Annotated in this window: 20 protein-coding genes and 2 pseudogenes; 19 read left to right on the top strand and 3 right to left on the bottom strand. The window is 71.2% G+C overall.

Annotation, left to right across the window (positions count from 1 at the left end):
* From QC282_RS29845 to QC282_RS29815, 7 genes and pseudogenes are all read left to right on the top strand, one after another.
* Positions 1-724, top strand: a pseudogene (locus tag QC282_RS29845) (serine/threonine protein kinase); the annotation flags it as partial.
* A 173-nt stretch (positions 725-897) separates the two neighbouring features.
* Positions 898-3,294: a serine/threonine-protein kinase gene (locus tag QC282_RS29840; protein ID WP_279552700.1), complete on the top strand. Its 2,397-nt coding sequence runs from the start codon at positions 898-900 to the stop codon at positions 3,292-3,294.
* Between the two features lie 55 nt (positions 3,295-3,349).
* Positions 3,350-4,093 (top strand): A24 family peptidase, encoded by a 744-nt coding sequence (locus tag QC282_RS29835; protein ID WP_279552699.1) that lies wholly within the window; start codon positions 3,350-3,352, stop codon positions 4,091-4,093.
* 110 nt (positions 4,094-4,203) lie between these two features.
* Positions 4,204-5,403, top strand: a complete 1,200-nt coding sequence (gene mqnC, locus QC282_RS29830; protein ID WP_279552698.1) for a cyclic dehypoxanthinyl futalosine synthase — start codon at positions 4,204-4,206, stop codon at positions 5,401-5,403.
* A 7-nt stretch (positions 5,404-5,410) separates the two neighbouring features.
* Positions 5,411-6,061: a hypothetical protein gene (locus tag QC282_RS29825; protein WP_279552697.1), complete on the top strand. Its 651-nt coding sequence runs from the start codon at positions 5,411-5,413 to the stop codon at positions 6,059-6,061.
* 90 nt (positions 6,062-6,151) lie between these two features.
* Positions 6,152-6,353 (top strand): annotated as a pseudogene (locus tag QC282_RS29820) (acyltransferase); the annotation flags it as partial.
* A gap of 59 nt (positions 6,354-6,412) precedes the next feature.
* Positions 6,413-7,108 carry a demethylmenaquinone methyltransferase gene (locus tag QC282_RS29815; protein WP_279552696.1) on the top strand — a complete coding sequence of 232 codons (696 nt, stop codon included), beginning with the start codon at positions 6,413-6,415 and terminating at the stop codon, positions 7,106-7,108.
* A 101-nt stretch (positions 7,109-7,209) separates the two neighbouring features.
* Here the strand turns inward: QC282_RS29815 and QC282_RS29810 are convergent, their stop codons facing one another.
* Positions 7,210-7,548 (bottom strand): PASTA domain-containing protein, encoded by a 339-nt coding sequence (locus tag QC282_RS29810; protein WP_279552695.1) that lies wholly within the window; start codon positions 7,546-7,548, stop codon positions 7,210-7,212.
* Positions 7,549-7,642: 94 nt separating this feature from the next.
* Positions 7,643-8,149 carry a GNAT family N-acetyltransferase gene (locus QC282_RS29805; RefSeq protein WP_279552694.1) on the bottom strand — a complete coding sequence of 169 codons (507 nt, stop codon included), beginning with the start codon at positions 8,147-8,149 and terminating at the stop codon, positions 7,643-7,645.
* A 47-nt stretch (positions 8,150-8,196) separates the two neighbouring features.
* Here QC282_RS29805 and QC282_RS29800 point away from each other — a divergent pair, with 47 nt between their 5' ends.
* Entirely contained in the window at positions 8,197-9,531 is a 1,335-nt protein-coding gene (locus QC282_RS29800; protein WP_279552693.1) for a geranylgeranyl reductase family protein, read from the top strand.
* Positions 9,532-9,742: 211 nt separating this feature from the next.
* Here the strand turns inward: QC282_RS29800 and QC282_RS29795 are convergent, their stop codons facing one another.
* On the bottom strand, positions 9,743-10,573 hold the full coding sequence (locus tag QC282_RS29795) for a C40 family peptidase (RefSeq protein WP_279552692.1): 831 nt from the start codon (positions 10,571-10,573) through the stop codon (positions 9,743-9,745).
* Between the two features lie 727 nt (positions 10,574-11,300).
* Between QC282_RS29795 and QC282_RS29790 the strand changes: the two genes are divergently transcribed.
* From QC282_RS29790 to nuoK, 11 genes are read left to right on the top strand one after another with little or no spacing between them, the layout of a single operon-like run.
* Positions 11,301-11,660 (top strand): NADH-quinone oxidoreductase subunit A, encoded by a 360-nt coding sequence (locus QC282_RS29790; protein ID WP_003992243.1) that lies wholly within the window; start codon positions 11,301-11,303, stop codon positions 11,658-11,660.
* 13 nt (positions 11,661-11,673) lie between these two features.
* Positions 11,674-12,228 (top strand): NADH-quinone oxidoreductase subunit B family protein, encoded by a 555-nt coding sequence (locus QC282_RS29785; protein ID WP_030610600.1) that lies wholly within the window; start codon positions 11,674-11,676, stop codon positions 12,226-12,228.
* Positions 12,225-12,971: an NADH-quinone oxidoreductase subunit C gene (locus QC282_RS29780; protein ID WP_279552691.1), complete on the top strand. Its 747-nt coding sequence runs from the start codon at positions 12,225-12,227 to the stop codon at positions 12,969-12,971. Before QC282_RS29785 ends, QC282_RS29780 begins: the two co-directional genes overlap by 4 nt.
* On the top strand, positions 12,968-14,290 hold the full coding sequence (locus QC282_RS29775) for an NADH-quinone oxidoreductase subunit D (RefSeq protein ID WP_279552690.1): 1,323 nt from the start codon (positions 12,968-12,970) through the stop codon (positions 14,288-14,290). Before QC282_RS29780 ends, QC282_RS29775 begins: the two co-directional genes overlap by 4 nt.
* On the top strand, positions 14,287-15,159 hold the full coding sequence (nuoE, locus tag QC282_RS29770) for an NADH-quinone oxidoreductase subunit NuoE (RefSeq protein ID WP_279552689.1): 873 nt from the start codon (positions 14,287-14,289) through the stop codon (positions 15,157-15,159). The genes QC282_RS29775 and nuoE overlap by 4 nt, the downstream gene beginning before the upstream one ends.
* Positions 15,156-16,505 (top strand): NADH-quinone oxidoreductase subunit NuoF, encoded by a 1,350-nt coding sequence (gene nuoF / locus QC282_RS29765; protein ID WP_279552688.1) that lies wholly within the window; start codon positions 15,156-15,158, stop codon positions 16,503-16,505. Before nuoE ends, nuoF begins: the two co-directional genes overlap by 4 nt.
* A complete protein-coding gene (locus tag QC282_RS29760) occupies positions 16,502-19,006 on the top strand; it encodes an NADH-quinone oxidoreductase subunit G (protein ID WP_279552687.1) in 2,505 nt (834 codons plus the stop codon). The genes nuoF and QC282_RS29760 overlap by 4 nt, the downstream gene beginning before the upstream one ends.
* Positions 19,003-20,382, top strand: a complete 1,380-nt coding sequence (gene nuoH / locus QC282_RS29755; protein ID WP_279552686.1) for an NADH-quinone oxidoreductase subunit NuoH — start codon at positions 19,003-19,005, stop codon at positions 20,380-20,382. The genes QC282_RS29760 and nuoH overlap by 4 nt, the downstream gene beginning before the upstream one ends.
* Positions 20,375-21,016: an NADH-quinone oxidoreductase subunit NuoI gene (gene nuoI / locus QC282_RS29750; RefSeq protein ID WP_279552685.1), complete on the top strand. Its 642-nt coding sequence runs from the start codon at positions 20,375-20,377 to the stop codon at positions 21,014-21,016. Before nuoH ends, nuoI begins: the two co-directional genes overlap by 8 nt.
* On the top strand, positions 21,013-21,855 hold the full coding sequence (locus tag QC282_RS29745; protein WP_279552684.1) for an NADH-quinone oxidoreductase subunit J: 843 nt from the start codon (positions 21,013-21,015) through the stop codon (positions 21,853-21,855). Before nuoI ends, QC282_RS29745 begins: the two co-directional genes overlap by 4 nt.
* Positions 21,852-22,151: an NADH-quinone oxidoreductase subunit NuoK gene (gene nuoK / locus QC282_RS29740; protein ID WP_030778338.1), complete on the top strand. Its 300-nt coding sequence runs from the start codon at positions 21,852-21,854 to the stop codon at positions 22,149-22,151. The genes QC282_RS29745 and nuoK overlap by 4 nt, the downstream gene beginning before the upstream one ends.
* Positions 22,152-22,165 lie beyond the last annotated feature (14 nt).

Here is a 22,165-nt window from a genome sequence, read left to right as displayed (position 1 = left end):
GGGGCCGCCGCGCCCGGTCGGGGCGCCGTCGGCTGCCGCCGTGCTCCCGTCGGCGGCCGGGTCGCCGCCGGGCGGCCCGGTGCCGCCGCCCACCGGAGGGCCGGGCGTCCCCGGGCGGCCTTCCGACGCGCGGCCCGGCAAGCTGTCCGTCTCGGTCGCGGCCACGTCCGCTCCCGGCACCGGCGGGCGCGGGCGGCGCCTGAGCTGCACGGTCGCCCTCGTGGTCGCGGGCGCGATGGCGGCGGTGACCGTCGGCTCGGTGTTCGTGTTCGACCTGCTGCCGGGCGGCGGGGGCCGGGACACCGCGGGCGGCAACGACGGCGCCCAGTCGCCGGTCCCGAGCGCCGGCGGGACCGGTGGCGACGCGGCGTCCGGGGTGCCCGCCCGCTACCTCGGCACCTGGGAGGGGCAGGGCACGGCCCTCGGCGGCAAACTTCCGGCGGGGACCTTCCGGGTCACGGTGCAACGCGCGGGCGTGGGACAGGAGTTGGGCCGCCTCACGCAGACGGACCAGCTCGGCGGCGTCTGCACCGACGTCCTCACCCTGAAGCAGGTCACGAAGAAACAGCTGGTGGCGACCTCGGTGGGCGCGAAGAGGAACCCGGGCCACTGCAACCAGGCCGCCACGACCGTACGCCTCGTCCCGGTCGGCGACGACCTGAAGTACGAGTCGGACAGCAAGGAGTCGGGGTACCCAGAGGCGCGCATGTCGAAGGTCAAGTAATCGCCGTACAGGACCTGTTGGCGGTCACCGGGCCCACCCTCCCGTGGGTCCGGTGATCACCCCCGGCTGCCCGGCCGCCCCACCGGACACGGCCGTTACTACTGTGTCCGCGAAAGCGAACGCACCACCGCGCACCGTGCGTCCCACGGCGCGTCACAACGGGGGAGGCCACCATGGAGACACTGCAGCCGGACGATCCCGGGGAGTTGGGCCGTTACCGTCTGCTGCGAAGGCTGGGGGCCGGTGGCATGGGGCGCGTGTACCTGGCCCGTTCGCCCGGCGGCCGTACCGTCGCCGTCAAGGTGGTCCGCCCGGACCTCGCGGCGGACGCCGACTTCCGGGCCCGCTTCCGGCACGAGGTGGAGATCGCGCGGGCCGTCTCCGGGCGCTTCACCGCACCCGTCGTGGACGCCGCCCCGGACGCGGCACTGCCCTGGCTGGCGACGTCGTACGTGCTCGGGCCCGACCTCACGGACGTGGTGGCCGCGCACGGCGCCCTGCCGGAGCGCACGGTCCGCGCGCTGGCCGCCGGGCTCGGCGCCGCGCTCCAGGAGATCCACGCGGCCGGGCTGATCCACCGCGACCTCAAGCCGTCGAACGTCCTGCTGGCCGCCGACGGTCCGCGCGTCATCGACTTCGGCATCGCCCGCGCGGTGGACGGAAACCGCATGACGCAGACCGGAGTCGTGGTCGGCTCGCCCGGCTACATGCCGCCCGAGCAGGCGCTCGGCAAGGACGTCGGCACGGCGGGCGACGTGTTCTCGCTCGGCGCGGTGCTCGCCTTCGCCGCGACCGGCCGCAGCGCCTTCGGCAACGGCGCCGCCTCGCAGGCCGCGCTGCTCTACCAGGTCGTGCACGGCGAGCCCGACCTGGACGGTGTGCCGCAGTCCCTGCTCGGCCTCGTCCGCGCCTGCCTCATGAAGGACCCGGCGCAGCGGCCCGCCCCGGCGGAGATCGTGTCGGCGCTCGCCCCGCAGGGCGTCGACGCCGCCCTGAGCGACTGGCTGCCGTCGTCGGTGGCGTCGACCATCGCCACGCACGCGGCCGGAATCCTGGACCTGGACGCCCCGGAGGCGCCCGCCGCGGCCCCGTCGTTCGGTCCGGCGCCGGCGATGCCGGGCACGGCCGCCGGCCACGACACCGGACCCGCCGGGACCCCGGCACCGGCGTACGGCGGCGCCCCGGCGCAGGGCTACGGGACACCGCCCGTCGGCACTCCCGCCCAGGGCTACGGCACGCCCCTCCCCGGCACCGTCCCACTCGGCGCGAACGGCGCGAACGGCGCGAACGGCGCGAACGGCGCGAACGGGCCGGGCGGCGCGGCCGGGCCGGGCGGCGCGTCGGGCGCCGGTGCGTCCCGGCGCCGTGTCCTCGGCCTCGCGCTCGGCGGCGCCGCGGCCGTCGCGGTCGTGGGCGGCGGGGCCGTCTGGTGGCTGGCGAACGGCGACGGCGACACCGGCCCGACGACGGGGGCGAACGGCAAGGGCGGCGGTTCCGCCGAACCCGTGAAGGAGAACTTCACGACCCCGCCGGCCGGCGTCGCGCCGCAGCCCCTGTGGCACGAGACGGTCCCCGAGGACAGCACCAGCACCGGCGTGCCGCTGCTCACCCACGCGGGCCTGCTCCTGGTCAGCGGCGACCCGCTCCTCGCCCACGACGTGAGGACGGGCAGGGCCCGCTGGACCAGGCCCGGCATCTGCCGCCCCGGCGCGCCGCTGCTCCACCACGACGGCAGGGTGTTCCTCGCCGACGGCGACTACGACGGCGTACTCGTCGCCTACGACGTGGCCACCGGCGAGGAGGCGTGGCGCAGCCGCCTCGGCAAGGACCTGACCGTCGAGAAGACCATCGCCATCGACGACAAGCACGTCTACGTCACCGCGACCGACTTCAGCCAGTCGCAGAGCGCCACGAAGTACCGCTCGGCCGTCGCCGCCGTCAGCCACACCACCGGCAGGACGGTGTGGCTGGAGAGGCGCGACTGGGGCACCAAGGACTACGACGTCCAGGGCAGCGTCTTCGGCAAGTACCTCGTCTACACCGACTCCGACGGCAACCTCACCGTGCGCGACACCGCCACCGGCGGGCAGTTGTGGACGAAGAAGACCGGCGACGACCGGGCCCGGCGGCCTGCCGTCGCGGACGGTCTGGTGTTCCTGCCGGGCGAGCCGCTGACGGCGGTCGACGCGGAGACCGGGAAGACCGTGTGGAAGCTGTCCTCGAACGGGCGGCGCGGCTTCAACGACCCGACGGCCCTCGACGGCGTGCTGTACGTCAGCGACAACGACGACGGCGTGTGGGCGGTCGACGTCAAGAGCGGCAGGCGGACCTGGCTCTGCGACGAACTCGACGTCGAGGGACCGGAGTCGTTCCTGAAGGCCGGGACGACGCTGTACGGGGCGACGGGCTCCCTGGACGGCGGGGTCGTCGCCCTGGAGGCGGGGACCGGCAGGCTCCGGTGGACGTACTCCGACCACAAGGCGCACGGCGAGCCCTGGCAGATCGCCCTCGCCGGGAACCGCCTGATGGTCACCAACGGCCCGGAGATCTACGCTCTGCCCGCGGTGTGAACCTCCGGGCGGGCGGGGGAAAGCCGGGAAAGCCGGGGACAGGGGGGAGCGGGTCATGAGCAGCGTGCCGGAGCTGGTGGTCGTCGCCGTCGCCGCCGTGTGGGGCGTGGCGGCCGGCGCCCTGCTGCCGCGTGCCGCCCACCGGTTCTCCGTGCCCTCCGGTGAGCCGTGGCGGAAGCTGTGCCCCGGCGGGCATCCGCTGCGCGGGTGGCTCGGGCGGGCGCGGTGCGCGCGGTGCGGGGAACAGGAAGGAGCCCACGGGCCCGGCGGGGGCGCCCTCGCGGTCGTCACCGGCCTGGTGTGCGCCCTGCTCGCCGCCGCCACCGGTACCCGGCCGGAGCTGGCCGTGTGGCTGCTGCTCGCGCCGGTCGGCGTGCTGCTGGCGGTCGTCGACCTCCGGGTGAGGCGGCTGCCCGACCCGCTCACCCTGCCGTTCGCGGGCGTCGCGCTCGCGCTGCTCGGCCCGGCCGCCCTCCTGCCCGAGCACGCCGGGCAGTGGACGACCGCCCTGCTGGGCGCCCTCGCGCTGGGCGCCGGCTACTTCGTGCTGTTCCTCATCAGCCCCGGCAGCATGGGCTTCGGCGATGTGAAGCTGGCCCTCGGCGCGGGCGCCGTCCTCGGCTGGTACGGCTGGCCGACGGTGATGCTGGGCACCTTCGCCGGGTTCCTGCTGGGCGCGCTCTACGGCGGTGCGCTCGTCGTCGCGCGGCGGGCGGGCCGCAAGACGGCGATCCCGTTCGGCCCGTTCCTCGTCACCGGCGCCTACCTCGGGGTGCTCGCGGGCGCCTACGCGGCCTGACGCCCCCGCCCGGCCGGGGCGCCGGGCAGCCGCACGGCCGACGTCGGCCCGAAAACCCGGCTGGCGTACGCTGAGGACGTCCGTCCACAACCCTTACGAAAGGGACGCCGGTGACCGAGAAGGCCGACCTTCAGCCCATCCTCGACCGTGCAGCCGCCGGTGGGCGGATCACCCCCGAAGAAGCTCTCGACCTCTACCGCGACGCCCCGCTCCACGCCCTGGGCGCCGCCGCCGACGCCGTACGCCGCCGCAGGTACGCCGGTACCGAGCACATCGCGACGTACATCATCGAGCGGAACATCAACTACACGAACGTGTGCGTCACGGCGTGCAAGTTCTGCGCCTTCTACGCCGCCCCCAAGGACACCGCCAAGGGCTGGACGCGCGACCTGGACGACATCCTGCGCCGCTGCGCGGAGACGGTCGAGCTGGGCGGCACGCAGATCATGTTCCAGGGCGGCCACCACCCGGACTACGGCGTCGAGTACTACGAGAAGCACTTCAAGGCCATCAAGGACGCCTTCCCGCAGCTGGTGATCCACTCGCTGGGCGCGTCCGAGGTCGAGCACATGGCCCGCATCTCCGGGGTGTCGGTCGAGGAGGCGATCCGGCGCATCCACGCGGCCGGGCTCGACTCCTTCGCCGGAGCCGGCGCCGAACTGCTGCCCGCCCGGCCGCGCAAGGCGATCGCGCCGCTGAAGGAGTCCGGGGAGCGCTGGCTGGAGATCATGGAGATCGCCCACAACCTCGGTGTGGAGTCCACGTCCACCATGCTCATGGGCACCGGCGAGACCAACGCCGAGCGCATCGAGCACCTGCGGATGATCCGGGACGTGCAGGACCGCACCGGCGGCTTCCGCGCCTTCATCCCGTACACCTACCAGCCCGAGAACAACCACCTGAAGGGCCGCACGCAGGCGACGATCTTCGAGTACCTGCGGATGATCGCCATCGCCCGCCTGTTCCTGGACAACGTGGCGCACATCCAGGGTTCCTGGCTGACCACGGGCAAGGAGGTCGGCCAGCTGTCCCTGCACTACGGCGCCGACGACCTCGGCTCGATCATGCTGGAGGAGAACGTGGTGTCCTCGGCCGGGGCCAGGCACCGCTCCAACCGGCTGGAGATCATCGACCTGATCCGCCGCGCCGGACGGGTGCCCGCGCAGCGCGCGACGACGTACGAGCACCTCGTCGTCCACGACGACCCGGCGAACGACCCCGTCGACGACCGTGTCGTCTCGCACATCTCGTCCACGGCGATCGAGGGCGGCACGGCCCACCCCGAGCTGAAGCTGCTCGCGTCCAACTGACCGCGCCGTGCTGACGATTCACGCCGCCGATCTCCTGCTTGCCGGGGACCGGCGGCCGCCGCTGCCCGGTGGCGCGGTCCTGGTCGACGGCCGGGAGATCGCGGCGACCGGCCCGTACGAGGAACTGGCGGCGGCGCATCCGGCGGCCCGCGTCCGCAGGTGGCCGGGGCTTCTCACACCGGGACTGCTGAACCCGTACGGGCCCGAACTGCTGGAGCGGGCCTACCATCCGGACCCGCGCGAGGCCGACGAGCTGGGCACCGAACCGCTCAGCGGGGACGCCCTCGCCGCGCTGCCCATGACCGACGCACGCCGGGGCGCGAGCGCGCGGCGCGGGGTGCAGCGGATGCTGGCGCACGGCACCGTCGCCGTCGCCGGGGACCTGTGGCGGCCCGCCGTGGTGGACGCCGTGCACCGCGCGGGACTCACCGCCGAGCAGCGCTTCGAGGTTCCGGCCGGTCCGCCCACCCTCGACCCGCTGGCCGGGCGGAGCCTGGAGGAGGCGATCCTGCTGCCGCTGCCGCCCCCCGGCGTGGCCGGGCGGGACGCCACGTTCGCGGTGTTCGACGTGCCCGACGAGGCCGCGCTCGCCGCCCGCGGAGCCGCGACCTGCGTGGCGACGGTCCTCGCGGGGCGGCTCGTGCACCGGCGGCGCTGAGTCAGCCCGCGAACGCCTCCGCGAACGCGCCCGCGGTCATGCGTCACGCCACTGCAGTTGGTCGCCGGGTCGTCCGACCCGGAGCCCTCCCTGTGGCACGAGATCGCGGTTGATCCTCGCCGTGCCGCTGGTCGATCTGTGCTGGCAGGTGCCCGCGTTGGAGACGTACGTGCCGCTGGAGAGCCAGTGGTTCCTGTTCGGTGTCGGCTGTGTCGTGACCGCCGGGTTCGTCCTGGTGTGCGGCTGGGTCGAGGACGTGGCGGCGCGGCGCCGGCCGAGGCTGCTGCCGTGACACCGCGGCGCGGGCCGGGCGCCCGGGGGACGCCCGGCCCCTGCTGCCACAATGGGCGGGTGACCCGCGCATCCCTGGACAAGCAGCCGCACGAAGTCGCCTCGATGTTCGACGACGTGGCGGACCGGTACGACCTGACCAACGACGTGCTGTCCCTCGGGCAGGCGCGGCTGTGGCGCAAGGAGGTCGCGAAGGCGGTGGACGCCCGGCCCGCGCAGAAGGTCCTCGACCTCGCCGCCGGCACGGCCACCTCCTCGCTGCCGTTCGCCCGCACCGGCGCCTACGTCGTCCCCTGCGACTTCTCCCTCGGCATGCTCCAGGTGGGCAAACAGCGCCACGGTTGGCTGCCGTTCACGGCCGGCGACGCCACCCGGCTGCCCTTCCGGGACGACGTGTTCGACGCCGTCACCATCTCCTTCGGACTGCGCAACGTCCACGACCACGACGCCGCCCTGCGCGAGATGTACCGCGTGACGCGGCCCGGCGGACGGGTCGTGATCTGCGAGTTCTCCCAGCCGACGTGGGCGCCGTTCCGGACGGTCTACACCGAGTACCTGATGCGCGCCCTGCCGCCGGTGGCCCGCGCGGTGTCCTCCAACCCCGACGCGTACGTCTATCTCGCCGAGTCCATCCGCGCCTGGCCCGACCAGGCCGGCCTCGCGGGTCGGCTGAGCGGGGCCGGCTGGTCGAAGGTGGCGTGGCGCAACCTCTCCGGCGGCATCGTGGCGATGCACCGGGGGTTCAAGGAGAGCTGAGCCCGCGGGCCGCGAGGCCCGCGCGTGGGCGCCCGTCCTCGCGGGCGCCGTCGGCTGGCAGGCGCTGGGAGCCCGTTGCTCAAGGGCGGTTCGAGAGCGCCTCAGGGGTGGCTGAGGACCGGGTGGAAGTCCTCCGGCTCGCCCAGTTCGCGTCGCAGACCGCCCGGCGGTGGGGTGCCCCGCCGGGGCTCGCGGACGCCCCCGCCGCCCTCGCCGTCGCCGAAGTCGAACCAGACGGTGACGACGGCGCCCCGGGGGACCGCGACCCCGGGCAGCGGGAACTGCCGTACGACGTAGTCGACGACGGTGCGGTGGAAGTCGGGCCGGTCGGGCGAGGCGAGCAGCACACCACCTGCCTCGGCGGTCTCACGCGCGTCCACGGCCATCAGGCCGACGAGGCGTGGCACGAGGACTTCCGGACTCTTGGGTGTCAGGCGCACGGACGTCACCCCCCAGCGGTAGAGGCAGGGTAACTCCGGCCGTCCGCCGCCCGGAAGCGTCAAGTACCTTTCCGTAGCCGACGATTACCGTGCGTCACAGATTCAGGCGGTAGCAGTGCCCCTCGCGCTTCGAGGCCGGCGTCGTGAACGTCCCGGCGAGCTCCATGCCGAGCCGCCGGGTCACCGCGATGGACCGTTCGTTGCGGGCGTCGACCATCGCCACCACGCTCGCTATGCCCGCCGCGCGCACCCGCTCCAGCGTCTGCCGGGCCGCCGCCGTGACGTACCCCTTGCCCCAGTGCCCGCGGCCGAGCCGCCAGCCGATCTCCATCTCGCCTGCGGGGCCCCACGCGTGGGGCCAGGGCTGGGCGCCCGTGAAGCCGATGACGTCCCCGGACTCGTCGAGCATCGTCCACAGGCACAGGCCGAGCTCCGCGTCGTGCCGCCGCTGCCGGGCGGTGAGTTCCTCGTAGACCGACAGTTCGGCGGACCTGCCGCCGTGGAACTCCATCACGTCCGGGTCGTCGAAGACCCGGTGCCAGGCGACGGCGTCCTCGTCGGTGGGGACGCGCAGTCGTACGGCGGGGAGAGCTCGGTTCACAGGGCAGCCCTTCAGTGGGTTGATCAATTCTGCTGAATAGACTGCCCATGTCCAGTGCCGGTCGGCACGCAGATTCCGAACCTTGGGGAGATCCCGCCGTGACCGAGCCCCTCTCCGACAACTCCGCCGATGTGATCGTCGTGGGCGCGGGGCCAGCCGGCTCCACGACCGCGTATCACCTGGCCAGGGCAGGGCTCGACGTCCTCCTGCTGGAGAAGACCGAGTTCCCGCGGGAGAAGGTGTGCGGCGACGGCCTGACCCCGCGCGCCGTCAAGCAGTTGGTGTCGATGGGCATCGACATCTCCGAGGAGGCCGGCTGGCTGCGCAACAAGGGCCTGCGGATCATCGGCGGCGGGGTGCGGCTCCAGCTGGACTGGCCGGATCTCGCCTCCTTCCCGGACTACGGTCTCGTCCGCAAGCGCGACGACTTCGACGAGCAGCTCGCCCGCCAGGCGCAGAAGGCGGGCGCCCGGCTCTACGAGCGCTGCAACGTCTCCGGCCCGGTCGTCGACGACCGCACCGGCCGCATCACCGGCGTCACCGCCAAGCTCGGTGAGGACAAGCGCGAGGTCACCTTCCGCGCGCCGCTCGTCGTCGCCGCCGACGGCAACTCCACCCGGCTGTCGCTGGCGATGGGCCTGCACCGCCGCGAGGACCGCCCGATGGGCGTCGCCGTCCGCACGTACTTCACCTCGCCGCGCCACGAGGACGACTACCTGGAGTCCTGGCTGGAACTGTGGGACCGCCGCGGCCCCCAGGACCGTCTGCTGCCCGGCTACGGCTGGATCTTCGGCATGGGCGACGGCACCTCGAACGTGGGTCTCGGCGTCCTCAACACCTCCGCGTCCTTCAAGGAGCTGGACTGGCGCGAGGTCCTGAAGGCCTGGTGCGCGTCCATGCCGGAGGACTGGGGCTACACGCCGGACAACATGACCGGCCCGATCCGCGGCGCCGCCCTCCCCATGGCCTTCAACCGCCAGCCGCACTACACGCGCGGGCTGCTCCTCGTCGGCGACGCGGGCGGCCTGGTGAACCCCTTCAACGGCGAGGGCATCGCCTACGCCATGGAGTCCGGCCAGATCGCCGCCGAGGTCATCGTCCAGGCACACGCCCGCTCGACGCCGGCCCAGCGGGAGATCGCGCTGCGGCGCTACCCGCGCATCCTGAAGGACACCTACGGCGGCTACTACACGCTCGGCCGGGCCTTCGTGAAGCTCATCGGCAACCCGAAGGTCATGCAGATCGCCGCCCAGCGCGGTCTGACGCACCCGATGCTGATGAAGTTCACGCTCAAGCTGCTCGCCAACCTCACCGACCCGACGGGCGGCGACGCGATGGACCGCATCATCAACGGCCTGAGCAGGGTGGCCCCGAAGGCCTGACGCCGCGAGGGTGTGACGGAAGGGCCGCTGCCCCCGAGGCAGCGGCCCTTTTGTGTCCGTATGGTCGACCGGTGTGGCCATGTCCGGCCGATCCGGAGGGATTTGGCCTGTTCGGCCCGTTGAGCCCGTTCAGTCCGTTCGTCCGGTTAGGGTTGTTCGGCCTGTCAGGCCCGTTCGGTCCGTCCTGTCCGTGGAGTCCGTCGAGTCCGGGTCAGAGGACGCGCACCGCGCCCGACGCCGGGTAACCGGAGAGGTCCTGGATGACGACGCCCTTGGACGGGTTCGCGGCGTCCAGGTACTGGCCACCGCCGATGTAGACGCCCACGTGGTGCGCGGAGCCCTTGCCGCCCCAGTACAGGATGTCGCCGACCTGGAGGTTGGACAGCGACACGTCGGTGCCGACCATCGACTGGTCCTGCGAGACGCGCGGCAGGTCCACACCGACCTGACGGAACGCGGCCTGCACCAGGCTGGAGCAGTCCCAGGCGTTGGGGCCGCTGGCGCCCATGACGTAGGCGTCGCCCACCTGGGCCTTGAGGAAGGAGATGACGGTGGCGACGCTGCCACCGGTCGGCACGGAGACGTCGCTCGTGGCGCCGGCGGTGCTCAGCGTGGCGCGCTCGGCGCTGCGGGCGGCGCGCTCGGCGGCGGCCTTGCGGGCGGCCTCCGCGGCCTTCTTCTTGGCTTCCGCCTTCTTCTTGGCCTCGGCGAGGTCGGCCTTGGCCTCCTTCGCCGCCTTGGCGGCCGCGGCGTCACGCTCGGCCTGCAGCTGGTAGTTCGCGGCGGCCAGCTGCGTGGCGTCCGCGGACTCGGCGACCTGTGCGGACAGGTCGGCCGTCAGGGTGGGCAGTTCGAGGGTCTGCGTCGCCGGCTCGGCGGCGTTCGCCGAACCCGACGCACCGGCTACTGCCAGGGTGCTGAGGACGCCACCGGCAACTCCGGCCCGCATCGCGATCGTCGACGCGCTGCGGCGGGGTTTCCGGTGGCTGCGTATGTGAGCGGTGTGGGACATGAGAACAACGGGTACCAGGGGCTCCTCCATACCTTCAAGAAACGTGTGCTGCGCCACAGTTGTTCAATGAAGCCCCCGAATCCCGCGCGTGTCGCTCTTTATTGACGCCGTAACGGACATTGCGGGCGCACCGCAACCGGCCCGTGATCACGCTCTTTCATCATTACGCCCGAATTGCCCCCCACCTACCACCTGTCGGGACGGATGGCCAAGCCCGGTTCTCAGGGGCCTCTCATGAATGTGGCGGAGGTCACGGAACGGTTACCGGGATGGGTGCGTCGTGTGTGCGCCGCGTTCCGCGAGCCGCGCCCGGGTCCGCTCGTGAACGCGTGCACGCGTCCACATCGCTCCGCGGGCCTCCTCCGAGGTGTGAACGCGATCCACTACCAAGTGATCCCGTCCAGCACCAATTTGCATGCGCGGGAACCCTCTTGATATGGAGACGCACCCTCTCCACCTGCGCTGACTAGCGAAAATGTCACGTCTGGTGATCAACTGAACGCTTCGCGTATGAAGATCAACGCTCATACGACTTCATGATCCTTCGTCAGGTGGTGGAGATCACAAAGCTTGTGCAATACCCCGTGTCGCAGATCACAGACCTCCGGGCATAAGATGCGGAGCGGTTGGGCTTGTGACCTGCTTCACATGTTCTCGATCTTCGCCGGGGCGGGCGAGGTTGAGGGGACTGTGGGGGCGGGAGTGAGCTCGACGCAAACCGCCAGCAGTCAGTGCCGACTGAGAGGAGCGAGGAGCGGTGAACGCGTATGCGCCCATCCTCGTACTGGGAGCCCTCGGGGCAGGCTTTGCGATCTTCTCCGTGGTCATGGCCACGCTGATCGGTCCGAAGCGGTACAACCGCGCCAAGCTCGAAGCCTACGAATGCGGTATCGAGCCGACCCCCACGCCGGCCGGCGGCGGGCGCTTCCCCATCAAGTACTACCTGACGGCGATGCTCTTCATCGTCTTCGACATCGAGATCGTCTTCCTCTATCCCTGGGCCGTCACCTTCGACGCCCTGGGGATTTTCGGGCTCGTGGAGATGCTGCTCTTCGTGCTCACCGTCTTCGTCGCGTACGCGTACGTATGGCGGCGCGGCGGCCTGGAATGGGACTGAGGGGCCTTTAGACATGGGACTCGAAGAAAAGCTGCCGAGCGGCTTCCTGCTGACCACCGTCGAGCAGGCCGCGGGCTGGGTGCGCAAGGCGTCGGTCTTCCCGGCGACGTTCGGTCTGGCCTGTTGCGCCATCGAGATGATGACCACCGGAGCCGGCCGCTACGACCTCGCGCGCTTCGGCATGGAGGTCTTCCGCGGTTCGCCGCGGCAGGCGGACCTGATGATCGTCGCGGGCCGGGTGAGCCAGAAGATGGCCCCGGTGCTGCGGCAGGTCTACGACCAGATGCCGAACCCCAAGTGGGTGATCTCCATGGGGGTCTGCGCCTCGTCCGGCGGCATGTTCAACAACTACGCGATCGTCCAGGGCGTCGACCACATCGTTCCCGTCGACATCTATCTGCCGGGCTGCCCACCGCGGCCCGAGATGCTGCTGGACGCCATCCTCAAGCTCCACCAGAAGATCCAGAGCTCCAAGCTCGGCGTCAACGCCGAGGAGGCGGCCCGTGAGGCGGAGGAGGCGGCCCTCAAGGCGCTGCCCACCATCGAGATGAAGGGGCTGCTGCGATGAGCGACGTGAACAACGACGCCGGCGGCGTGAACCCCGAGAAGGACCTCTCGGCCTCCAACCTCCCCGGCCGGCGCGGCGAGGGCGGCGAGGAGATCCGCGTCCAGCGCGGCATGTTCGGCGCCAACAACGGCGGCGACACCTCCGGCTACGGCGGCCTGGTGCGCTCGGTCCGGCTCCCGGGGCCGGCCGCCCGGCCCTACGGCGGCTGGTTCGACGAGGTCGCCGACGAACTGGAGGGCGCGCTGGAGGAGCAGGGCCTGCTCCCGGACAACGCCATCGAGAAGACGGTCGTCGACCGCGGCGAGCTGACCTTCCACATCGAGCGCGAGCACCTCGTCCGCGTCGCCCGCACCCTGCGCGACGACCCGGCCCTGCGCTTCGAACTGTGCACCGGCGTCAGCGGCGTCCACTACCCGAACGACAGGGGCCGCGAGCTGCACGCCGTCTACCACCTGCGCTCGATCACCCACAACCGGCTGATCCGCCTGGAGGTCAGCTGCCCCGACAGCGACCCGCACATTCCGTCGCTGGTGCCCGTCTACCCGACCAACGACTGGCACGAGCGCGAGACCTACGACTTCTTCGGGCTCGTCTTCGACGGTCACCCGGCCCTGACGCGGATCATGATGCCGGACGACTGGCAGGGCTTCCCGCAGCGCAAGGACTACCCCCTCGGCGGCATCCCCGTCGAGTACAAGGGCGCCCAGATCCCGGCTCCGGACCAGCGGAGGTCGTACTCGTGAGCACCTCGCACGCATCCCCTCGCGAGACCACCGAGGGCACCGTCTACACCGTCACCGGTGGCGACTGGGACGAGGTCGTCCAGTCCGCGGCCCGCGCCGACGACGAGCGCATCGTCGTCAACATGGGCCCGCAGCACCCGTCCACGCACGGTGTGCTCCGCCTGATCCTGGAGATCGACGGCGAGACCGTCACCGAGGCCCGCTGCGGCATCGGCTACCTCCACACCGGCATCGAGAAGAACCTCGAATACCGGACGTGGACCCAGGGCACCACGTTCGTGACGCGCATGGACTACCTGACGCCGTTCTTCAACGAGACGGCGTACTGCCTCGGGGTCGAGAAGCTCCTCGGCATCGAGGACGAGATCCCCGACCGCGCGTCCGTCGTCCGCGTGCTCCTGATGGAGCTCAACCGGATGTCCTCGCACCTGGTGGCCATCGCCACCGGCGGCATGGAACTCGGCGCCACCACGATCATGATCTACGGATTCCGTGATCGTGAACTCATTCTCGACATCTACGAGCTGATCACCGGCCTGCGGATGAACCACGCGTACATCCGCCCCGGCGGACTCGCCCAGGACCTGCCGCCCGGCGCGGTGGACCAGATCCGCGAGTTCGTGAAGAAGATGAAGAAGAACCTCCCGGAGTACGACAAGCTCGCCACCGGGAACCCCATCTTCAAGGCCCGCATGCAGGACGTCGGCTACCTCGACCTGGCCGGCTGCATGGCCCTCGGCGCCACAGGACCGGTCCTGCGCTCCGCCGGCCTGCCGCACGACCTGCGCAAGGCACAGCCGTACTGCGGCTACGAGACGTACGACTTCGACGTCCCGACCGCCGACACCTGCGACTCCTACGGCCGCTTCCTGATCCGGCTGGAGGAGATGCGCCAGTCACTCCGGATCGTCGAGCAGTGCCTGGACCGGCTGCAGCCCGGCCCGGTCATGGTCGCCGACAAGAAGATCGCCTGGCCCGCCCAGCTCGCCCTGGGACCGGACGGACTGGGCAACTCCCTCGACCACATCAAGAAGATCATGGGCAGCTCCATGGAGGCCCTGATCCACCACTTCAAGCTGGTCACCGAGGGCTTCCGCGTCCCGCCGGGACAGGCCTACACGGCGGTCGAGTCGCCCAAGGGCGAGCTCGGGGTGCACATCGTCTCCGACGGCGGCACCCGCCCCTACCGGGTCCACTTCCGGGACCCGTCCTTCACCAACCTTCAGGCCATGGCGGCGATGTGCGAGGGCGGCCAGGTCGCCGACGTCATCGTCGCTGTCGCGTCCATCGACCCCGTGATGGGAGGCGTCGACCGGTGACCACCAGTTCTTCGGAGCGGGGCGTCAGCCTGGGCATGCCCGAACTGCCCGCGCCCGCCTACCCGGACGACGTCCGAGCCCGGCTGGAGACCGACGCGCGCGAGATCATCGCCCGCTACCCGGACTCCCGGTCCGCGCTCCTGCCGCTGCTGCACCTCGTGCAGTCGGAGGAGGGGCACGTCACGCGCACCGGGATGCGGTTCTGCGCGGACGTGCTCGGCCTGACCACGGCCGAGGTGACCGCCGTCGCCACCTTCTACACCATGTACCGGCGCAGGCCCTCCGGCGACTACCAGGTCGGCGTCTGCACCAACACGCTGTGCGCGGTGATGGGCGGCGACGCGATCTTCGAGGAGCTCCAGGAGCACCTCGGCGTCGGCAACGGCGAGACCACCGACGACGGCAAGGTCACGCTGGAGCACATCGAGTGCAACGCGGCCTGCGACTTCGCGCCCGTCGTCATGGTCAACTGGGAGTTCTTCGACAACCAGACCCCGGACAGCGCCCGCCGCCTCGTCGACGACCTGCGCGCCGGACGCGAGGTCACGCCCACGCGCGGCGCGCGGCTGTGCACCTTCAAGGAGACCGCGCGGATGCTGGCCGGCTTCCCCGACGAGCGGCCCGGGGCCGTCGAGGAGAGCGGCAGTGCGGGACCGGCGTCGCTGGTGGGTCTCCGCCTGGCCAAGGGAGAGACCGCACCCGCGCGCGTGGTCCATCCGCGCGACGGCGGACCCCACGACGAGCCGCGGGGCACCGCGGTGCACGAGCCGTCACCGACGGAGCACCTGAGCTCGCACGACGCGCCACAGGACACGTCGGCCTCCGACCCGGACCACCCGGCCGGGCCAGTCGCCGAGGAGGGGGAGTGATGACCTTGGCACCCGAACTCAAGGACACGAGCCCGGAGAAGCTGCTCGCACCCGTGCTGTCGGCCTTCTGGGACGAGGACAGGTCCTGGACGCTGGACGTCTACCGGAGGCACGAGGGGTACGAGGGGCTCCGCAAGGCGCTCGCCATGTCACCCGACGACGTGATCGCGTACGTCAAGGACTCGGGTCTGCGCGGCCGCGGCGGCGCGGGATTCCCGACGGGCATGAAGTGGCAGTTCATTCCGCAGGGGGATGGAAAGCCGCACTATCTTGTTGTCAACGCCGACGAGTCGGAGCCCGGGACCTGCAAGGACATCCCGCTCCTCTTCGCGAACCCGCACAGCCTCATCGAGGGCATCGTGATCGCGTGCTACGCGATCAGGTCGTCGCATGCGTTCATCTATCTGCGTGGTGAGGTCGTCTCCGTGCTGCGGCGGTTGCACGAGGCCGTGCGCGAGGCCTACGCGGCCGGCTACCTCGGGAAGAACGTCCTGGGCAGCGGCATGGACCTGGACCTCACCGTGCACGCGGGCGCGGGCGCGTACATCTGCGGTGAGGAGACAGCGCTGCTGGACTCCCTCGAAGGCCGCCGTGGTCAACCGCGGCTGCGTCCCCCCTTCCCTGCCGTCGCGGGCCTCTACGCGTGCCCGACTGTGGTGAACAACGTCGAGTCGATCGCGTCGGTTCCCGCGATCATGAACCGGGGCAAGGAGTGGTTCCGGTCGATGGGGAGCGAGAAGTCTCCCGGCTTCACGCTGTACTCCCTCAGCGGCCACGTCGCCAACCCCGGCCAGTTCGAGGGCCCGATGGGCATCACGCTCCGCCAGCTCCTCGACATGAGCGGCGGAATGCGGCCCGGTCATCGCCTCAAGTTCTGGACGCCGGGCGGCTCCTCGACCCCGCTGCTCACCGACGAACACCTCGACGTCCCTCTTGACTACGAAGCAGTGGCCGCCGCGGGTTCCCTGCTCGGCACGAAAGCCCTCCAGTGCTTCGACGAGACGACCTGCGTCGTCCGTGCCGTCACCCGCTGGACCGAGTTCTACGCCCACGAGTCCTGCGGCAAGTGCACGCCCTGCCGCGAAGGGACCTACTGGCTCGTGCAGCTGATGCGCGACATCGAGGCCGGCAAGGGCACGATGTCCGACCTCGACAAGCTGAACGACATCGCCGACAACATCAACGGCAAGTCGTTCTGCGCCCTCGGCGACGGCGCCGCCGCGCCGATCTTCTCCTCGCTGAAGTACTTCCGTGAGGAGTACGAGCAGCACATCACGGGCCGCGGCTGCCCCTTCGACCCGGCCAAGTCGACGGCCTGGGCCGACCGCACGGAGGTGAACGCATGACCGTGACCACCAACGCTCCCTCAGGCGGGGGAGAGGCGGCGGTCCCGCCGGAGGACCTCGTCACGCTGACGATCGACGGCGCCGAGATCAGCGTGCCCAAGGGCACGCTGGTGATCCGCGCCGCCGAACAGCTCGGCATCGAGATCCCCCGGTTCTGCGACCACCCTCTCCTCGACCCGGCCGGCGCCTGCCGCCAGTGCATCGTCGAGGTCGAGGGACAGCGCAAGCCGATGGCCTCCTGCACCATCACCTGCACCGACGGCATGGTGGTCAAGACCCACCTCACCTCGCCGGTCGCGGAGAAGGCGCAGAAGGGTGTGATGGAGCTCCTGCTCATCAACCACCCGCTGGACTGCCCGGTCTGCGACAAGGGCGGTGAGTGCCCGCTGCAGAACCAGGCGATGTCGCACGGCGACGCCGACTCCCGCTTCGAGGGCAAGAAGCGCACCTACGAAAAGCCCGTGCCGATCTCCACCCAGGTGCTGCTCGACCGTGAGCGGTGCGTGCTGTGCGCCCGCTGCACCCGGTTCTCCAACCAGGTCGCGGGCGACCCGATGATCGAGCTGCTGGAGCGGGGCGCGCTCCAGCAGGTCGGCACCGGCGAGGGCGAGCCCTTCGAGTCGTACTTCTCCGGCAACACCATCCAGATCTGCCCGGTCGGCGCGCTCACCTCGGCCGCCTACCGGTTCCGCTCCCGCCCCTTCGACCTGGTGTCCTCGCCGTCGGTGTGCGAGCACTGCTCCGGCGGCTGCGCCACCCGCACCGACCACCGGCGCGGCAAGGTCATGCGCCGCCTCGCGGCCGAGGACCCCGAGGTCAACGAGGAGTGGATCTGCGACAAGGGCCGCTTCGCGTTCCGCTACGCGCAGCAGCGGGACCGGCTCGACACACCCCTGGTGCGCAACGCGGAGGGCGACCTCGAACCGGCGTCCTGGCCCGAGGCGCTCCAGATCGCCGCGCAGGGGCTGCTCGCCTCGCGGGGCCGCACCGGTGTGCTGACCGGCGGCCGGCTCACCGTCGAGGACGCCTACGCGTACAGCAAGTTCGCGCGCGTGGCGCTCGACACCAACGACATCGACTTCCGCGCGCGTGTGCACAGCGGCGAGGAGGCCGACTTCCTCGCCGCACGCGTCGCGGGCCGCGGCCGTGACCTCGACGGTACGGGCGTCACGTACACCGCCCTGGAGAAGGCGCCCGCGGTGCTGCTGGTCGGCTTCGAGGCCGAGGAGGAGGCGCCCGGCGTCTTCCTCCGGCTGCGCAAGGCCTGGCGCAAGCACGGGCAGCGGACCTTCGCGCTGGCCACGCACTCCACCCGGGGTCTGGAGAAGGCGGGCGGCACGCTGCTGCCGGCCGCTCCCGGCACCGAGACCGAGTGGCTGGACGCACTGGCCGGCGGTGTCGGCCTGGAGGGCGACGGCGCCACGGCCTCCGAGGCGCTGCGCGCCGAGGGCGCGGTGATCGTCGTCGGTGAGCGGCTGGCCGCCGTCGCCGGCGGGCTCACCGCCGCCGTACGGGCCGCCTCCGCCACCGGCGCCCGGCTGGTGTGGATTCCGCGCCGGGCCGGGGAGCGCGGCGCGATCGAGGCGGGCGCGCTGCCGTCGCTGCTGCCGGGCGGGCGCCCGGCGACCGATCCACGCGCGCGTGACGAGGTCGCGGGCATCTGGGGCGTCGCCGAACTCCCGCACCGCTACGGCCGCGACACCGGCCAGATCGTCGAGGCGGCGGCGTCCGGCGAACTGCAGGCGCTGCTCGTCGCGGGCGTGGAGATCGCCGACCTGCCCGATCCGGCACGCGCGCGTGCCGCGCTCGCCGAGGTCGGCTTCGTGGTGTCGCTGGAGCTGCGGCCCAGCGAGGTCACGCGCCACGCCGACGTGGTCCTGCCCGTCGCGGCGGTCGCCGAGAAGGCGGGCACCTTCCTCAACTGGGAGGGCCGGGTCCGCCTCTTCGAGACCGCGCTCAAGCCCGACCAGATGACCCGCCGCGTGGCCCCCAGCGACGGGCGGGTGCTGCAGATGCTCGCCGACGCCATGGACGTACACCTGGGGCTGCCGGATCTGCGGACCACGCGCGCGGAGCTGAACCGGCTCGGTGCCTGGGACGGGCCGTGGGCCGACGAGCCCCTGGGGAGCGCGGGCGTGCTGCCCCGGCCCGCCGCGGGTGAGGCCGTGCTCGCCGGGCACCGGCTGCTGCTCGACCAGGGTCTCCTCCAGCAGGGCGACGAGGCGCTCGCCGGGACCCGGCACGCCGCGTACGCGCGCGTGTCGGCCGCGACGGCCGCCGAGGCCGGCATCAAGAACGGCGACCTGCTGGCCGTGACCGGCCCCGCCGGAACGACCGAACTGCCGCTGCTCATCACCGAGATGCCCGACCGGGTGGTCTGGCTCCCGCTGAACTCCGCGGGCTCGGGTGTCGCCTCCGACACCGGCGCCCGGCCCGGTTCCCTCGTCCGCATCGGTCCGGCGACCCTCGCCGGCGAGGCCCCCAAGGAGGTGGAGGCATGAGCCCGTACCTCGCCGCTGAAGACCTCTCGATGTTCGGCCGCGACCCGTGGTGGCTGGTCGGCATCAAGGCGGTGTTCTGCTTCGCCTTCCTGATGGGGACCGTGCTGATCGCCATCGTCATGGAGCGCAAGGTCGTCGCCTGGATGCAGCTGCGCATCGGCCCCAACCGGCACGGCCCCTGGGGCATGCTCCAGTCGCTCGCCGACGGCGTGAAGCTGATGCTCAAGGAAGACGTGATCGTCAAGCGCGCGGACAAGGTCGTCTACGTCCTCGCGCCGATCGTCGCGGCCATCCCGGCGTTCATGGCCATCGCCGTGATCCCCTTCGGGCCGGCCGGCAACGAGATCTCGATCTTCGGCCACCGCACCACGATGCAGCTCACCGACCTGCCGATCGCGATGCTGTACGTCCTCGCCATCGCGTCGGTCGGCATCTACGGCATCGTGCTCGCGGGCTGGAGCTCCGGATCGACGTACCCGCTGCTCGGCGGGCTGCGGTCCTGCGCGCAGATGATCTCCTACGAGATCGCGATGGGCGCCGCGTTCGCCTCGGTGTTCCTGTACTCCGGGTCGATGTCGACCTCGACCATCGTCGAGCAGCAGACCGACCGCTGGTACATCCTGCTGCTGCCGGTCTCCTTCGTGCTGTACATCGTCACGATGGTCGGCGAGACCAACCGCGCCCCGTTCGACATGCCGGAGTCCGAGGGCGACCTGGTCGGCGGCTTCAACACCGAGTACTCCTCGATCAAGTTCGCGATGTTCATGCTCGCCGAGTACGTGAACATGGTGACGGTGTCCACGGTCGCGGTCACGCTGTTCCTGGGCGGCTGGCGGGCCCCGTATCCCATCAGCACCTTCTGGGAGGGCGCCAACCACGGCTGGTGGCCGCTGCTCTGGTTCGTCATCAAGGTGCAGCTGCTGCTGTTCTTCTTCGTCTGGCTGCGCGGCACGCTCCCACGCGTGCGCTACGACCAGCTGATGAAGCTCGGCTGGAAGGTCCTCATCCCGGTCTCCGTGGTGTGGCTGATGCTCGTCGCGACGGTGCGGGCCCTCAGGAACGAGAACTACGACTTCACCGACATCGCCCTCTACGTGGGCGGCGGCGTGCTCGTCCTGCTCCTGCTGTCCTTCGTCGCCGACATGTTCCGCGAGCGGTCCACCAAGCAGGACGAGGAGGCCGCCGGGGAGCCGGCCGCGTTCGACCCGATGGCCGGTGGGTTCCCCGTGCCGCCGCTGCCCGGACAGGAGTTGCCGCCCGTGCCGCGGCGCCGCTCACGCAGTGAGCGGGAGCTGGTTGTCAGTGGTGGCCCCGATACTCAGAGTGACGGATCTCTGGGCGGATCTACGGATGGAAAGGAGGCGTCCGATGGCTGAGGAGCCCAAGGAGACCAAGCCCGGTTTCCAGAATCCCGTGGCCGGCTTCGGCGTGACCTTCAAGGCCATGTTCAAGAAGCGGCTCACGGAGCAGTACCCGGAGCAGCAGAAGACCACGGCTCCGCGCTTCCACGGACGGCACCAGCTCAACCGCCATCCGGACGGCCTGGAGAAGTGCGTCGGCTGCGAGCTGTGCGCCTGGGCCTGTCCCGCCGACGCGATCTACGTGGAGGGCGCGGACAACACCGAGGAGGAGCGCTACTCGCCGGGCGAGCGGTACGGGCGGGTGTACCAGATCAACTACGCCCGCTGCATCCTGTGCGGCCTGTGCATCGAGGCGTGCCCCACACGCGCGCTCACGATGACGAACGAGTTCGAGCTGGCCGACTCCACCCGCGCCGACCTCATCTACACCAAGGAGCAGCTGCTCGCCGGTCTTGAGGACGGCATGGTCGACTCCCCGCACGCCATGTACCCGGGGACGGACGAACAGGACTACTACCGGGGCCTGGTGACCGAGGCCGCGCCCGGCACGGTGCAGCAGGTCGCGCACTCCGAGGGCGAGGTCGTCCAGGAAGCCGACTCGACCTTCGGCGCGAGCGAACCGGCGTCGGAGAAGGTGATCGGCCGATGACCGCGCAGCTCGCCGCCTACACCACCTCCACCGGGGAGGCGTTCCAGTTCTGGGTGCTCGGCACGATCGCCGTGATCGGCGCCCTGTGCACCGTGTTCATGAAGAAGGCCGTGCACAGCGCGCTCTGCCTCGCCGGAACCATGATCGTCCTGGCGGTGTTCTACCTCGCCAACGGCGCCTACTTCCTCGGCGTCGTGCAGATCGTCGTCTACACCGGCGCGATCATGATGCTGTTCCTGTTCGTCGTGATGCTCGTCGGTGTCACCTCGGCGGACTCCCTGAAGGAGACCATCAGGGGCCAGCGCTGGCTGGCCCTGGTCAGCGGGCTCGGCTTCGGCATCCTGCTGGTCGCCGGCATCGGCAACGCCTCCCTCACGGAGTTCAGCGGCACCGGCCAGGCCAACGCGGGCGGCAACGTGGAGGGCCTCGCGGCGCTCATCTTCACGAAGTACGTCTTCGCCTTCGAGATCACCGGTGTGCTGCTCATCACCGCCGCCATCGGCGCCATGGTGCTCACCCACCGGGAGCGCACCGAGCGCGCCAGGACGCAGCGCGAGCTCTCCGAGGCGCGCATCCGCGAGGGCAAGCACCTCCCGCCGCTGCCCGCGCCCGGCGTGTACGCCCGGCACAACGCGGTGGACATCGCGGGCCTGCTGCCCGACGGCACCCCGTCCGAGCTCACCGTCAGCAAGACGCTGCGTGAGCGCGGGCAGATCCGGGACGTGTCGACGGAGGCGCTCAACGACCTGCGGGCGCTGGAGCAGCGTTCCGAGGAGCGCCTGGAGCGCCGCGCGATCGACCCGGCGAACCTCAAGCGGGCCGAGGAGGCGTCGAAGTGAATCCCGTCAACTACCTCTACCTCGCGGCCCTGTTGTTCACGATCGGCGCCACGGGCGTACTGATCAGGCGCAACGCGATCGTGGTGTTCATGTGCGTGGAACTCATGCTCAACGCCTGCAATCTCGCGTTCGTCGCGTTCTCCCGCATGCACGGCAACCTCGACGGCCAGATCATCGCGTTCTTCACGATGGTCGTCGCCGCCGCGGAGGTCGTGGTCGGGCTCGCGATCATCGTGTCCCTGTTCCGTACCCGCCACTCGGCCTCGGTCGACGACGCCAGCCTGATGAAGCTGTGAGGGGTCGGTAGAAC

Source organism: Streptomyces sp. DH24 (assembly GCF_029813775.1).
Taxonomy (GTDB): domain Bacteria; phylum Actinomycetota; class Actinomycetes; order Streptomycetales; family Streptomycetaceae; genus Streptomyces.
This window is presented reverse-complemented; position numbering and strand designations above follow the sequence as displayed.